The 12723-nt window shown below is 41.1% G+C and carries 12 protein-coding genes; 10 read left to right on the top strand and 2 right to left on the bottom strand.

All coding sequences use genetic code 11. The features are described from left to right. Nucleotides 1-143: 143 nt before the first annotated feature. The 8 genes from H6571_12265 (at nucleotide 144) to H6571_12230 (ending at nucleotide 7137) form a co-directional block, all read left to right on the top strand. Nucleotides 144-611, top strand: coding sequence for a DUF423 domain-containing protein (locus tag H6571_12265; GenBank protein ID MCB9324503.1), 468 nt, complete (start codon nucleotides 144-146; stop codon nucleotides 609-611). Nucleotides 612-931: 320 nt separating this feature from the next. Then, nucleotides 932-2752 (top strand): helix-turn-helix domain-containing protein, encoded by a 1821-nt coding sequence (locus H6571_12260; protein ID MCB9324502.1) that lies wholly within the window; start codon nucleotides 932-934, stop codon nucleotides 2750-2752. A gap of 185 nt (nucleotides 2753-2937) precedes the next feature. Then, entirely contained in the window at nucleotides 2938-3981 is a 1044-nt protein-coding gene (locus H6571_12255; protein ID MCB9324501.1) for a beta-lactamase family protein, read from the top strand. Between the two features lie 20 nt (nucleotides 3982-4001). Then, nucleotides 4002-4547: a hypothetical protein gene (locus H6571_12250; GenBank protein MCB9324500.1), complete on the top strand. Its 546-nt coding sequence runs from the start codon at nucleotides 4002-4004 to the stop codon at nucleotides 4545-4547. A gap of 262 nt (nucleotides 4548-4809) precedes the next feature. Next, entirely contained in the window at nucleotides 4810-5427 is a 618-nt protein-coding gene (locus H6571_12245; protein ID MCB9324499.1) for a hypothetical protein, read from the top strand. After that, nucleotides 5424-6452, top strand: a complete 1029-nt coding sequence (locus H6571_12240; protein ID MCB9324498.1) for an alpha/beta hydrolase — start codon at nucleotides 5424-5426, stop codon at nucleotides 6450-6452. The genes H6571_12245 and H6571_12240 overlap by 4 nt, the downstream gene beginning before the upstream one ends. 74 nt (nucleotides 6453-6526) lie before the next feature. Beyond that, a complete protein-coding gene (locus tag H6571_12235) occupies nucleotides 6527-6928 on the top strand; it encodes a hypothetical protein (GenBank protein ID MCB9324497.1) in 402 nt (133 codons plus the stop codon). Nucleotides 6929-6981: 53 nt separating this feature from the next. Further along, nucleotides 6982-7137 carry a hypothetical protein gene (locus tag H6571_12230; GenBank protein ID MCB9324496.1) on the top strand — a complete coding sequence of 52 codons (156 nt, stop codon included), beginning with the start codon at nucleotides 6982-6984 and terminating at the stop codon, nucleotides 7135-7137. Nucleotides 7138-7304: 167 nt separating this feature from the next. On the opposite strand, the gene H6571_12225 is transcribed toward H6571_12230, so the two are convergent. Together H6571_12225 and H6571_12220 are read right to left on the bottom strand one after the other, a co-directional pair. Further along, on the bottom strand, nucleotides 7305-7490 hold the full coding sequence (locus H6571_12225) for a hypothetical protein (GenBank protein MCB9324495.1): 186 nt from the start codon (nucleotides 7488-7490) through the stop codon (nucleotides 7305-7307). Nucleotides 7491-7700: 210 nt separating this feature from the next. Continuing rightward, entirely contained in the window at nucleotides 7701-10133 is a 2433-nt protein-coding gene (locus H6571_12220; protein ID MCB9324494.1) for a heavy metal translocating P-type ATPase metal-binding domain-containing protein, read from the bottom strand. A gap of 180 nt (nucleotides 10134-10313) precedes the next feature. Here H6571_12220 and ccoS point away from each other — a divergent pair, with 180 nt between their 5' ends. Both ccoS and ccoN read left to right on the top strand, forming a co-directional pair. Continuing rightward, nucleotides 10314-10514: a cbb3-type cytochrome oxidase assembly protein CcoS gene (gene ccoS, locus H6571_12215; GenBank protein MCB9324493.1), complete on the top strand. Its 201-nt coding sequence runs from the start codon at nucleotides 10314-10316 to the stop codon at nucleotides 10512-10514. A gap of 39 nt (nucleotides 10515-10553) precedes the next feature. Beyond that, nucleotides 10554-12686 carry a cytochrome-c oxidase, cbb3-type subunit I gene (gene ccoN / locus H6571_12210; protein ID MCB9324492.1) on the top strand — a complete coding sequence of 711 codons (2133 nt, stop codon included), beginning with the start codon at nucleotides 10554-10556 and terminating at the stop codon, nucleotides 12684-12686. The last annotated feature ends 37 nt before the right edge of the window (nucleotides 12687-12723 follow it).

Here is a 12723-nt window from a genome sequence, read left to right as displayed (position 1 = left end):
AGATTATGTTAATTAATACATAGAAAAAACTAATCCCAAGAGGTTGCATTTATGGACTTTGTCGGGTATTTTTAAGGGCATTTAAAGCATGAGGTGGGGTTTTGCCCGGAATGCTGTTAGCAAGCATTAAAAAACAAGATAGAATGAAAGCATGGAATTTTAAACTAAAAATCACCCCAAAAGAGACTATTGAGAAATTAGAATCTGAACTTAGGTCTATTGGCGGGTTTATCTTTAACATGAATCCTGGAAAAAATAATTCAATGACTTTTAAAGTGCGTAAAAGGGTTCTTTATGCATGGTACATGGTATTTCAGAATTGGACGGTTGTTAATGGTGAATTATTAAAAAATGACACAGAAAAGGAGACCAATGTGGAAATTACTTTTAATCAACACTTTTTTATAAGATTGATAATATTTACACATATCATTTTAGTATTAGGTTTTCTTATTGCTATAATCTCAGGAATAAATGTCAATGCTACCATGTACATTCTTGGTGGAACACTATTAGCATTAGGAATAGTTTTATGGATTGCGATACAAAGAAAATTTGAAAAGGATATACAAAAATATAAATCATTAATAACAGACATATTCGAGCTTTAAAAGAAAAGGTTTGCCAATAAATGGGTATAAAACATAGGGCGGACAGTAGTTTTCGCAAGTTTTGGATTCTTAACAAGCTTTGTCTCGGTGGACAAGTACGCAGCTCCGAAATGCCCTACGTTTCATAGCCGAGACCATTCCTTATCTACTTTGTCGCGCCGATTCCGTCCCCGGAGAATATTTCGCAGGATACCTTCCAGTATCTGTAACAACACGTAGGGGCTACGGAGAGCAAAACCCTCCTGCGACAAAAAATATTTGAAATTAGCGTACCTTTAAAGTAAACCTAAAAAGGGAAGTTGTTTTAAAAGGGAATAAAGATGAAAAAAAAAACCATAGCCGTACTTCCATTCGTAAATATGAGCTCCAATGTTGAGAATGAGTATTTCAGCGATGGAATTACAGAAGAAATCATCAATGCGTTGGCAAAAATTGATGGCATCAAGGTTACCTCCCGAACTTCTTCCTTCTACTTCAAGGGAAAAATCAAGCCCATTACAGAAATAGGTAAGCAATTGAATGTCTCTACCATTTTGGAAGGAAGCGTTCGATTGTCAGGAGAGACGATAAGGATTACGGCTCAGCTGATTCAGGTTGAAGAAGATTTTCATTTTTGGTCAGAAACATGGGACAGAAAGTTGGATGACATCTTTGAAGTCCAGGAGGAAGTGGCTATGGAGGTTGCTGAAAAGACACGCGAACATATTGGTCATTTTGAAATTGATGAAGCTTCGACTAAAACACACGTCAATATCAGTGCTTATGAGCTGTACTTGAAAAGTAAATCCAATTTCTATAAATTTCAAAAGAATGACATTTTACTGGCCATTGACCAAATACAAGCTGCTATAGAATTGGATGCTTCATGTCCCTTTTATTATGCATCCAAAGCTATTTATTATAGCTATTTGGGACTGATCCAGGCGATACCTTCTGACGAGGCCTTTGTTATATCAAAAGCCGCGGCAGAAAAAGCGATTCAACTTGACGCATCTGACCCCGAGGCCAATTATTCCATTGGGATTGTCGCTTATTTTTTCGAGAAAGATCTAGATAAATCGCAGACCTTTCTCGATTTAGCTTTAAAGTATCGACCGAATTACACTAATGCACTTTTGGGAGGATCTGTATTGGATGTTTTAACAGATCATCCGGAAAGGGCGATTGCGAGAGTAAAAAAGGCGATAGAAATAGACCCCCTTTCGCCCACTAACATCTATTATCATGCCGCTGCTCTGCTTCGGTTGGGACGCTATGAAGAGGCATTAATTGAGATAAACTCCATGTTGACATTAATTCCTCATCATACAAATTCTTACTGCCTGAAGGGGACCATATTAACCCGTCTTAAAAAATACGACGAAGCCCTTGAACATTATAAAAAAGTACCTGTTACACCTGAAAAAACTGAAATTTACTACTCAGGAATCGGCATTGTTTATGCGACCAAAGGAGATTTTCCAAGAGCAAAAGAGTATTTGTTAAAAAGCAATCTTGAGGCTCAAAATTTACATCTGGCCTCTGAGGAAAATGAGGTGGTCATAATTAATATTTACCTGGGAAATTATGACCTTGCATTTGAAGAAATCGAAAAGGATATCAAAGTAAACAAGTACTATCTGAATTTCTATAAAGAAAATCCGGCTTTCAAGCTTTTAGTGGATGACCCAAGATATAAAATATTCGATACCGTTTTCAAAACCAAAGGAGCTACGCAGCAGGCTGAACATTCAAGTGAAACTACACTGTTGGTAGGCTTGAGCGAGGAAAAGTTGAGCAAAAAAAAGGCATTACTGGAGGAGGCTGATATTGAGACCTATCGAAATCAATTGCTAAAGTACATGACGGACGAAGCACCATATTTAATTCCGGATTTATCCTTACGTTCTTTAGCGGCTTTAGTAAACATGAACCCTAATCAACTTTCATGGTTACTTAATGAGAGCCTTGGTAAAAACTTCAATGAATTTATCAATCATTATCGTGTTGAAACTTTTAAAAACTTAGCAAAAGATCCAGCCAATGCCAATATCACTGTTATCGGATTAGCTTACGATAGTGGTTTCAACTCCAAAACGGTGTTCAATACCTATTTCAAAAAAGAAACAGGACTTACTCCAAAAGAATTTATGAAGGGTTAGCAAAAAAGCCCGGTTGCATAACCTGGTTCGGAATTATTAATCAGAACCTACTTCTTAAGAATGCGAACATCTGCAAGACTTTGCGGCTGCATCTTTGTCCTCACAAAGCAATAAAGCCCCGATTATGAATCAAAAACAGTTCCTGTATTTTCAATGTAAAGTAAAAACTTAAAAATGCATCGCAGATGAAAAATCGATTTAAACTATTAGCGTTAAGCAATTTAACTACTGGGATCATAGTGATTGTTTGCTCGCTCGTGCTGATCACAAGTTGTCAAATAGATCTACAGCCACTACCAGATGAAATTGAAGTAGAATTAAACAAGGCCATCGACCGTGGATTTGACGGCATCGTTGTTTATGTCAATCAGGCAGATAAATCTTCGTTTTACAGTGCCGGGTGGAAGAATAGAGAAAAACAGATTCCGGCCGATCCTCATGCCTTGTTTAAAATAGCGAGTATTAGCAAGCTCTACATAGCAGCGGCAACCACCAAATTGATTGCCAATCAAGACTTGTCGTTGGATAATACGCTTGCACAACTTATTCCCGAGGTTGAAGGAAGAATTGAAAATGCAGATGAGATTACACTGAGAATGATGTTGCAGCATCGAAGCGGCATTCCCGACTACACTTACTCCCCGAAGTTGGAGGATATTGATGCTGGAGATGATTATATGGCCGCTGCGGCTATTATTTTCGATGAGCCTGCTGATTTTCCGCCCAATAAAAAGTATCGCTATTCAAACACCAACTATTTATTGATTGGAGAAATACTCGACAGAACGTTAGGCTATTCTCACCACGAATACATCAAGAGTGAAATTCTCATGCCGCTTGGCTTAGTCAACACGTATAGTTTATACAGTGAAGTTGATTCCAATGATGTCATAAGTGGCTACTTTATAGGCTACGAACCTGACTTAAAATCAACGCTACATACCTGGCCGGGAGGATCAATGATAGCCACGGCAGAAGACGTGGGAATATTTTTAAGGGCACTTATTGATGGCACATTGTTCAATGTCGAAGAACAGGCTATTTATTCCTCTGTCTATGAGTACGAGCATAAGGGGTGGTTACCCGGCTATACAAGTATCGCACGCTACCACAGTGATATAGATGCTGTAGTGATTCAGTTCGTTAATACGAGCAGTAACGAGCTGTTCTGGCTCGAATTAGAACGGGTTTACGACAGGATTGTGCGAATCCTCGAAAAAGAATATTAAGACACTAATAAAACAAAAGTATGAAACAATACATCTTTATAATACTGTTGAGTGCGATCCCATTTTTCACCAGCGCTCAAAAAAGTGACTCCACCGGAAGTTTTGGATTCACGATAAATTCAAGCTTTAATGGAGAACTTTACCCCATTCGAATTGTGCCAAGCGTGGCTTATTATAAGGGAGAAAGCCAATTCGAACTAGGCTTCGGAATACATCCATTTATTCGAAAGGATCAAAAAATACTCAGCATTGAATTCAACTATAAGTACTTTCCAAATGGAACAAACAATAAATACAATCTGTATTTTATCACGCGTTTTTCTTATGTCAATAACAAGAGAGACAGCTACTACCCCACCACTTACAACTATCTCTTTTTAAATGGAGGATATGGTCTTGAAATCAACCCCTTTAAAGGAGCATACTTAGGAACGAATATCAGTATTGGAACATTCACGTACAACAAAAACTCTGAAAACCCATACAAGACCTTTACACCAAAGAAGCTTTTTGAAGCGTTCGGATTTGATCTTGCCTTTCAATTCAACATCGGTTATAGATTCTGATTGTCATATAGCGCGTTTTTAGAACGATGAGGAGATAAGTACGTGACGGAAAAAGCTCCTTACTTCAAACTAGGTTTGTCCTTGCATACCTAGGCCGTTTCTAATGGCTTAGCGAAATCTTCTATCTTTCACCTGATCAAGTTCGGAATTATAAATCGGAACCACTTACCAATAATCCAGAACGTTTTCTGCCAGGATAAGCCTCATCTTTGTCTTGTTATTAATTCAAAATAAGAATATAATAATTAAAACAAAATTAGATATGAAAAGGAAAATTCTATTTATTACAGCTTTATTTGTATTGCTTGGGATGTACAAAAGTTACGGCCAAAAAATTACAAAATCAGACGAAAAGCAAAGTGCCATCTCCCGATTTGTCTATAACGACAAGGTCGCTTTTAAGCTTGATTACTTCGGAGAATTAGTGCTGCACCCCGGGCTTAGCTTGGGAACAGATTATACGCTGGCAGAGAAAAGATGGATTACCCTCCATTGGGATTCAGAATTGGGAGGTTATTGGCATAGATCGAACAATACCGCACTGTTTCTCAAAACAAGTATTGGTACGCGATTTCCAATCGGGTCTTTGTTTGTTGATCTGAATCTCGGAGCCGGATATATGCACTCCTTTGCTGCCGGCACCATTTATCAAAAATCTTCAGAAGGTGGACTTGAAAAAGCAACGAACCTGGGGCATTCTCATTTTATGCCTTACACATCGTTTTTAATTGGGTGGGATGGAACAAGGAAGAAGAAACTTCCCTTGACTTTTCATATAGGAGTAGAAGCTTATTTACAATCATCATTTAATCACATTTTCCTTCCTCATGCTGCGGCGAAGGTTGGATTTACTTATAAATTTAAAAAACAATCAATATGAGACTTTTAATTATAGCCTTAGCCTTGTCAACTTTATTTACGCTAAATTCCTGTCAAAAAGAAAATTTCTACGATGGAGATCACTTCTTTATCAGCAATGCGGGAGCCGAAATGCCTGTATACATAAAGGGCAATACTGAATCAAAGACATTTATTCTTTTTGTCCATGGTGGACCAGGCAGCAATGCATCATTGGTTTCATTTCTCCCTGTGGCAAAAGAATTGGAAAATGATTATGCTTTTGTTTATTGGGATCAGCGTGGGTCCGGACTTTCTCAGGGCAATCCTGATCCCAGCACATTTACCGTAGAACAATTCGTGGAAGATCTTGATTTAGTTATTGAAGGCATCAAACTGCGTCACAACAATCCAAGAATTGTTATTTATGGTGTGAGTTGGGGGGGTGCATTAGGAAGTGCATATTTAAGTACTGGCAACTATCAGGATAAAGTAACGGGATTCATTTGCATGAATAGTGGCCATAATCTACTTGATGGAATTCCAAAATCTGTTGTGTTTGTAAAAGAATACGCCCAAAAGCAAATTGATCAAGGCATTGACATTGCCTATTGGACAGAAGCGCGGGATTGGTGTGCAAGCGTTCCTGATATGACCATTAAAGATAATTATTTCAAATACGATGCCTACCTCTCAAATACAAATGCTTACCAGTATAATCCCGATCAAATATTGCAAGGACCAGAAGTGAACGCTTTGGGTGTGATGAATTCGTATCTGTCTCTTTCCATATTCTTCAATGGTCAATACTTATCACAACATTTCAATATCCTGGAGTTAAACCTCAGCCCTCAAATGGCAAAGATCAAGATACCATCACTGGTTATTTGGGGAAGGCATGACGGGGTAAATACAATTGAAATGGGATTTGATGCTTTTAACAGCATTGGTGGACCCGGTTTCACAGATAAAGAAATGGTAATTCTGGAAAACAGTGCTCATTTGGCGCATTTAGAGGAGCAAGAACTATTCATGCAATCCTTCAGAAATTTTGTTAATGGCTTGTAATTATAGTATGAATTACATTCAAACCATTCTTAAAAAGAACAACACGGTTGTACATCAATAAAATACCAATAAAAATGGAAAAACCAAGCACCAGAATAATGCTCTCCACTTTGTGGATATTTTTAACTGTAAATTACATTTTTTGTGATGTGTTTACATTATTTTATGCTCCGAATCTCAATCAATTTTTAAAAGGGTTTGCCGGAGGTATGGAACTAACACAAGGCTTCTTACTCACTTTTGCGATTATCATGGAATTTGCCATGGTGATGATTGTTCTATCAAGAGTTTTGAGATATTCTTTAAACCGTTGGTTTAATATTATTGGAGGAATTGCATTCACATTAATTCAGTCCGGAACATTGCTAAGTGGTGACTTCACTATGCATTACTTCTTTTTTAGTTTGATAGAAATAGCAACAACCTTATATATCGGTTGGCTGGCCTGGAATTGGAAAAATCTAGAAAAAGTTTAAAAACATCGAATAAGCGAAACAGAATTTCACTTATTCATAAAATAGCAGTAATTATGAAAAACGAAAAAACAACAGCATTAGGAGCCGCATTTGGAGTTGCCATTGGAAGTGTAATAGGTGTTCTTACAGATAATTTAGGTCTGTGGATTAGTCTGGGAATCGCTGTAGGTGCTGGAATTGGTATACTGTCAAAAAGGGCAAGGCCCTAATTCGATTTGCCCAGGAAATAGGCGTAAGTAACATTACGCCTATTTCCTGGGCAAGCCGCTACTTTTTGCAAAGTGACTTTTGCTGGAACGAATCCCATCATGATAAATACCGCGAGCTTTAATCTTCGAACCCCAACGACGCTCTAATGTCTCATCTATTCCGATAACTAAAGTTCGGTTGGGGCATACTTAATTAAAAGCTGCAACAATTGAAAAGAACATTTTAAGGAACTCCACTTGGCTCGACTCAGTACTCGATGAAACACATCCCAATTCGTAATATCCCTCAAACCTAGTGTTCTTAGAACACTACACATTGTACGTCGCCCTTGTGTTAATATAGTTCCTTGCAATAATTGACCAGCACGTTCAAAGATCCTTTTTGAAAGAAAATACCGATATTATCCCCGAGAATTCAGGTGGAAGCTTAAACATAAGTTTTAGATTTTTGTCGATCCAAATTTATGTCTTTCTACCTGATGCTCTTTTTACTTTATTTTTAAAGTGTTCCTCAGCGAGTAAAACGAGCCTGAAACCACTTGAAACCAACTGGAACCACCCGATCATAACCTCATCCTCCTGGCCACCAACGAACTGGAAACCACCCCGAAAACAGCAATGGTAATAGAACTCGCCGGCATCAAAATAGCTGCCACGATGGGAGAAAGCACCCCCTGAACGGCAAAGGTGAGGCCAATGACATTATAAATCAGCGCCAGGCCGTAGGCGGCGTAAACGAGTTGGACGGATTTTCGGGCGTATTCGGTCATTTTAGGCAGGGAAGCAAATTTTGAAGCGTGGAGTATAGCATCGCTGGCCGGGGTGAAATTGTTGATGTTTTCGGAAATCACGATGCCTATGTCGCTTTGCTGAAGCGCGCCCGCATCGTTCAGCCCGTCGCCGATCATGCCCGTAAAAGTGCCTTCCGACTGTAGTTTTTTGATGAATTCCAGTTTTTCCTGCGGGCTCTGACGGAAAAGAACGGCACCGTTTTGATTGAATAATGGTTCCAGGAAGATTCGTTCACTGTCGTTGTCGCCGGAAATGAGGTAGGTTTTCATTTTCTCCTGGAAAGACAGCAGCACATTTTTAAACCCTTCCCTGTACGTATTGGAAATGGTGAAATGGCCCTTTATTTTTCCGTCTATCTCCACATAAACGCTTTTGTCCGCACCGTTGGAGGGTGTGTTGATCTCCAGGAATTCAGCAGAACCGAGCCTGGTAAGATGTCCGCTGATCTCGGCCTGGGTGCCTTTGCCGGTGAATTCACGGAAGTTAGCGAGGGAAGGGCTTAAAGGCTCTTCTTCACTGTTAAGCAGGCTTCCTGCGATCTGGCGGCTGAGGGGATGGATGGACTGTGAGGCAAGGGCATGTACCATCGACCGTTCCGGGTCTGTCAGCGCTTCCCCATCATAGATGACTTCACTGCCCGTTGAGAAAGTAAGAGTGCCTGTTTTGTCGAAAACGACCGCCCCCATATCCCTGAGCGATTCAATGACTGAGGTGTTTTTCAGGTAAAACTGGTGTTTGGCCAGCACCCTCAGAACGTTGCCAAAGGTGAACGGGATTGATAACGCCACAGCGCACGGGCAGGCGATGATGAGCACCGAAGTGAACGCATTGACGGCGGTGGTGATGTCGTACTGCAGCCAGTACAGCAAGGTTGAAAAGGCAACGATGAGGATGACGATGGTAAAAATCTTTCCGATCCTGTCGGCAATTTTGCTGGTGGTATTGGGGGCCTTTTTTTCAAAAGCCTCGTTGTTCCACAATTGCACCAGGTAACTCTGGGATACCTTTTTGGTGACGGTGATTTCAATGGAATCCCCTACCTGTCGGCCGCCGGCATAAATCTTTTCACCGGCCGTTTTGGCAACAGGTTCCGCTTCGCCCGTAACAAAAGCGTAATCGATTTTGCCGGTGCCTTTGAGCATCAACCCGTCAGCCGGGATCAGTTCACTATGGCGAACCAGCACGATGTCGCCCTCTTCGATCTTATTGATGGAAACCGGCTTTTCCTCCCCGGCTTTCAGTACTGTAACCGCGATGGGGAAGTAGGATTTGTAATCCCTTTCAAAAGAAAGGCGGTGATAGGTTTTTTGCTGAAACCATTTTCCGACGAGCAGGAAGAAGATCAATCCCGCAAAACTGTCGAGATAACCGGCTCCCGTTTGTGAAACAATTTCGTAAACGCTTCTTCCGAAGATACTGATGATGCCCAGGGAAATGGGCACATCTATATTCAACATCCCCTGCCGAAGGCCCTGCCAGGCCGATTGCAGGTAGTCTTTGGCACTGTAAAACAAAACGGGTAGTGCCAGGATGATATTGAGGTACCCGAACAGCGACTGGAACCAGGCATCTGAATCGGCTTCCAGGCCCAGGTATTCGGGGAAACTCAGTAACATGATGTTGCCAAAAGCAAAACCGGCGATGCCCAGTTTGTAATAAAAGGAGCGCTGGAAAGTCAGTTTGTCTTCGTCCCTTTCGAGGCTGCCCAGGTTGATTTCCGGTTCATAACCAATAGAAGCCAGTAATTCGACGATCTGTCGCAGGGAAGCATCCCGGTTGAAAGTGAGAAAAATTTCCTTTTTCAGGAAATTAACCCGGGAAACAGAGATGGCCTCATTGAGTTTGTAGAGGTTTTCCAGGAGCCATATACAGGAGGAACAATGTATTTGTGGCAGAAAAAAGGTAACGGTCGTTTTGTCATCATCCTGGTAGCTGACCAGCTTTTCGATGATATTTTTTTCATCTAAATAGTCATATTTTTGCTGTTTTCGTCCTTTGAGGCTCACCCCGGCTTTTTCGTCAATTTCGTAATAATTACATAAGTCATTTTCGTTCAAAATCTCAAAAACCATCTTGCAACCCTGGCAGCAGAAGAATTTAGAATCAATACAAATAGAGGTGTCCGGACAGGGTTCGCCACAGTGATAGCAAGGGGTTTCGCCTTTTTTAGGTGTCGTTTCTACTATCGGTTTCGATGGCTCCATAATTAAAAATTACCTGAATAAATTTTCAATAATTATCTTTGTGCTGCCGGGAAAAACGGTAAAGGTAGACGGATAATTCCCGGATGAGTAATGATATTAGTCATTTCAAGAAGTGACAAAAATCATACTTACCTTTTTTTTGACTAATTATCTTCGCATCAAAATTAACACAACTCGTGTATGAAAGTCATTTTTTTGCTCATTTTTATAAGCCTCATTGTCGCCATAGGATTTCTCCTGATTTTCTTTTGGGCGGTCAGGAGCGGGCAATACGATGATGATTACACGCCTTCTGTACGGATGTTATTCGATGATGATAAACCCAAAACGGACGAAAAAGAACCATTGGAAACGGATCAGGTTAGTAAAACAAAGCAATAGTATTATCAATATTTTACAATTCGTAAAACCCAACGAAAGATGTCTAACAAAGAACAGTTTTTTTATGACAACGGGATCGTTAGAAAGTTCGCACTGGCTACCATAATTTTTGGTGTGATAGGGTTGCTGGTTGGTTTAATAGCCGCCTTTCAACTTTATATTCCTGCCTTAAATTTGGATACTCCGTGGCTTACTTTCGGTCGTATCCGACCATTGCACACCAATGCAGCCATTTTTGCTTTTGTCGGTAATGCAATTTTTACCGGAGTGTATTACTCCCTTCAGCGATTACTCAAAGCGCGTATGTTTAACGACTTTTTGAGTAATTTTCATTTTTGGGGATGGCAGTTGATCATTTTGGCGGCTGCAATTACCCTGCCTTTAGGAATTACTTCCAGCCACGAATATGCTGAACTGGAATGGCCGATAGATATCGCCATTGCAGTAGTCTGGATCGTTTTTGGTATCAATATGTTGGGTACCATTATCAAGAGAAGAGAAGAGCATATGTATGTAGCCATTTGGTTTTACATTGCTACATGGGTAACCGTTACCGTGCTGCACGTAGGGAATAACCTGGAAATTCCTGTTACCATGTTTAAGAGTTATCCTGTTTTCGCAGGCGTTCAGGATGCTTTGATCCAGTGGTGGTATGGTCACAACGCCGTGGCTTTTTTCCTCACTACGCCTTACCTGGGGCTGATGTATTACTTTATGCCTAAAGCGGCCAATCGTCCGGTTTATTCCTACAAGTTGTCCATCATTCACTTCTGGGCGCTGATTTTCCTCTACATCTGGGCAGGACCCCACCACTTGTTGTATTCAACTTTGCCGGATTGGGCACAATCTTTAGGAACTATATTTTCTATCATGCTGATCGCTCCGTCATGGGGGGGGATGATCAACGGTTTGTTGACATTACGCGGCGCCTGGGACAGGGTTCGGACGGATCCTATTCTGAAATTCATGGTGGTTGCGGTTACCGCTTACGGGATGTCAACTTTTGAAGGCCCCATGCTTTCTATCAAGAGTATCAATGCCATCAGCCACTTTACCGACTGGACCGTAGGTCACGTGCACATCGGTACTTTGGGATGGAACGGTTTCCTCACTTTTGGTATGTTGTACTGGCTGCTGCCAAGAATTTACAATACCAAACTGCACTCACTGTCTCTGGCCAACACACACTTCTGGTTGGGTACCCTGGGTATTTTGTTTTATGCCATCCCATTGTATTGGGCCGGTTGGACACAAAGTTTGATGTGGAAACAATTCAATCCTGACGGAACTTTGATGTATGGTGACTTCCTCGAAACGGTAACACAGATCCTTCCGATGTATATCCTCAGATCTGTGGGAGGTACTTTGTACTTCACCGGGTTCCTCATCATGGTTTACAACCTTTACAAAACAATGGCCAGCGGTAAAGTGACGGCCAATGAACCTGCTGAAGCAGCCCCAAGACCGAGTGTGCATAAAAAACACGCAGGCGAACACTGGCACCGTCCTTTGGAACGTCGTGGTGTTCAATTTACCATCTTAGCGTTGATCGCTATTCTTATTGGTGGTGTGGTGGAGATCATTCCTATGGTTTTAGTGGAATCCAACGTTCCTAAGATCGCTTCGGTTCAGCCCTATACACCGCTTGAGCTGGCAGGACGGGACTTGTACATTCGCGAAGGATGTATCAGTTGCCACTCCCAGTTGATCCGTCCTTTCCGCTCTGAAACAGAACGTTACGGAGAGTACAGCAAGTCCGGAGAATTTATTTACGACAGGCCATTCCTTTGGGCCAGTAAGCGTACCGGACCCGATTTGGCTCGTGAAGGAGGCGGAAAGCTAAAAAAATCCAATGCATGGCACTTTAGCCACTTTGAAAATCCAAGGAATACTTCTGCCGGATCCATTATGCCAAATTACCCGTGGCTGATCGAGCGCGAATTGAATACTGCAGATATTCCTAAAAAGATCAGAACCCTGCAGTTGCTGGGTACCCCGTATCCGGAAGGATATGATCAGATCGCTGTGGATGATCTCAAAAAGCAGGCCAAACAGATTGCCGACAATCTCCGGGAAAGTGATATTGACTTTGAAGGACTTGAAGGCAGGGAGGTCATTGCATTGATTGCTTATTTACAGCGTTTAGGTACAGATATTAAACCGGAAAAATAAGGTTTTAAAAAGCATATTATGGAGCAATACACTTGGT

Source organism: Lewinellaceae bacterium (assembly GCA_020636105.1).
Classification (GTDB): Bacteria; Bacteroidota; Bacteroidia; order Chitinophagales; family Saprospiraceae; genus BCD1.
Note: the sequence above shows the minus strand (reverse complement) of the source record. Positions and strands in the feature narration are given on the sequence as shown.

Excerpts from the sequence above, each read along its gene's own strand:
- H6571_12265 (MCB9324503.1), top strand. The coding sequence starts at position 144 with ATGAAAGCATGGAATTTTAAACTAAAAATCACCCCAAAAGAGACTATT.
- H6571_12260 (MCB9324502.1), top strand. The coding sequence starts at position 932 with ATGAAAAAAAAAACCATAGCCGTACTTCCATTCGTAAATATGAGCTCC.
- H6571_12255 (MCB9324501.1), top strand. The coding sequence starts at position 2,938 with ATGAAAAATCGATTTAAACTATTAGCGTTAAGCAATTTAACTACTGGG.
- H6571_12250 (MCB9324500.1), top strand. The coding sequence starts at position 4,002 with ATGAAACAATACATCTTTATAATACTGTTGAGTGCGATCCCATTTTTC.
- H6571_12245 (MCB9324499.1), top strand. The coding sequence starts at position 4,810 with ATGAAAAGGAAAATTCTATTTATTACAGCTTTATTTGTATTGCTTGGG.
- H6571_12240 (MCB9324498.1), top strand. The coding sequence starts at position 5,424 with ATGAGACTTTTAATTATAGCCTTAGCCTTGTCAACTTTATTTACGCTA.
- H6571_12235 (MCB9324497.1), top strand. The coding sequence starts at position 6,527 with ATGGAAAAACCAAGCACCAGAATAATGCTCTCCACTTTGTGGATATTT.
- H6571_12230 (MCB9324496.1), top strand. The coding sequence starts at position 6,982 with ATGAAAAACGAAAAAACAACAGCATTAGGAGCCGCATTTGGAGTTGCC.
- H6571_12220 (MCB9324494.1), bottom strand. The coding sequence starts at position 10,133 with ATGGAGCCATCGAAACCGATAGTAGAAACGACACCTAAAAAAGGCGAA.
- ccoS (MCB9324493.1), top strand. The coding sequence starts at position 10,314 with ATGAAAGTCATTTTTTTGCTCATTTTTATAAGCCTCATTGTCGCCATA.
- ccoN (MCB9324492.1), top strand. The coding sequence starts at position 10,554 with ATGTCTAACAAAGAACAGTTTTTTTATGACAACGGGATCGTTAGAAAG.